We start from the raw sequence: 1,255 nt of genomic DNA, 5'->3' as shown, positions 1-1,255 counted from the left end.
CGACGCGTGCCGGCCATCGTCGCGAGGGGTCGCAAGGGCGGCTCGACCGTGGCGGCCGCCATTATGAACGCGCTGCTCTACCAGATCACGCGCCCAGGCGGCCCGAAGTGACGGCCCCCGCATCCGCGCCGGCGCTGCGCATCTTCGCCGGCACCACCGAGGGCCGCCTTCTGTGCGAATGGGCGAGCGGGGCGGGAATCCCCGCCCGTGCCTACGCGGCAACCGAGTACGGAGGCGAGCTTTTGGGCGAGCTTCCGGGCATCGAGGTGCATGCGGGCAGGCTCGACGAGGCCGACATGGAGCGCGAGCTTTCCGGCGCGCGCATCGTCGTCGACGCCACGCACCCCTTCGCTACGCTCGCAAGCGGCAACATCCGGGCCGCTTCGCTCGCCGTGGGTGCACGATGCCTGCGCCTTGCGCGCCCGGCCGAGTCGCTGCCCAAAGGCGTCGTGTCGGTCGCGTCGATCGCCTGCGCGGCGCGCTTTCTCTCCGAGAACCCGGGTCGCGCGCTTCTCACGACGGGGAGCAAGGAGCTTGCTCCCTACACGCGCGTCGCCGATTTCGCGGAGCGCTTCTTCGTGCGTGTGCTCCCGCTGCCCGGTGCTATAACGAAGTGCATCGACGCGGGGTTTTCGCCGTCGCACGTCATCGGCATGCAGGGGCCCTTCACCCGCGAGCTCAACGAGGCGATGCTTCGGCAGGTGGGCGCCCAGTGGCTTGTGACCAAGGACTCGGGAACCGTAGGCGGCACGGCCGAGAAGCTCGCCGCCGCGCGTGACGCGGGAGCGCGCTGCATCGTGGTCACCCGTCCCGCCGAGGGAGGCGGGGCCCTTTCGCTTCGGGAAGTGGAAGACGCGCTCTTACGGGAGTTCGCGCGCTAGGCGCTCGCCGCGCCTACGCGCCATCCCGCCCGCGAGGAGGAGCGCCCCGAGCAAGCTCGACCCGTACAAGCCCGTCATCCACCAATAGCTCGAGGACGACGCCCGGAACTGGCGTAAACAGCCCTTCAATGAGTTGCGGTGAAATAGTGTCTGTTTTTGCTGCTAGATAGCATATTTAGTCCCTAATTCACCGCAACTTGTTGATGGTTGCTTACTGGTAGCGTAGGCACTCCACCGGGTCGAGCTTTGCTGCACGGCGAGCGGGGTAGAAGCCAAAGATTACGCCGATGCCGACCGATACGGCAAACGCGATCAACACTGTTGTAATGGAGAAGCTTGGCGTGATCGTCCCGGTAGCTCCAAACTCGCTCATG

At 66.7% G+C, this 1,255-nt stretch carries 2 protein-coding genes; both read left to right on the top strand.

Translation table 11 applies throughout. The annotated features are described in order from the left end of the window. On the top strand, positions 1-111 hold a 111-nt coding region (locus ACT84W_RS10025; protein ID WP_444329108.1), incomplete at its 5' end, for a precorrin-8X methylmutase. Then, positions 108-881: a precorrin-6A reductase gene (gene cobK, locus ACT84W_RS10020; RefSeq protein WP_195240352.1), complete on the top strand. Its 774-nt coding sequence runs from the start codon at positions 108-110 to the stop codon at positions 879-881. The genes ACT84W_RS10025 and cobK, both read left to right, overlap by 4 nt. Positions 882-1,255: the final 374 nt, after the last annotated feature.

Origin of the sequence: Paratractidigestivibacter sp. (genome assembly GCF_052362415.1) — a bacterium.
Taxonomy (GTDB): Bacteria; Actinomycetota; Coriobacteriia; order Coriobacteriales; family Atopobiaceae; genus Paratractidigestivibacter.
The sequence above is the reverse complement of the archived record's forward strand: the minus strand, read 5'-3'. Positions and strand labels throughout refer to the sequence as shown.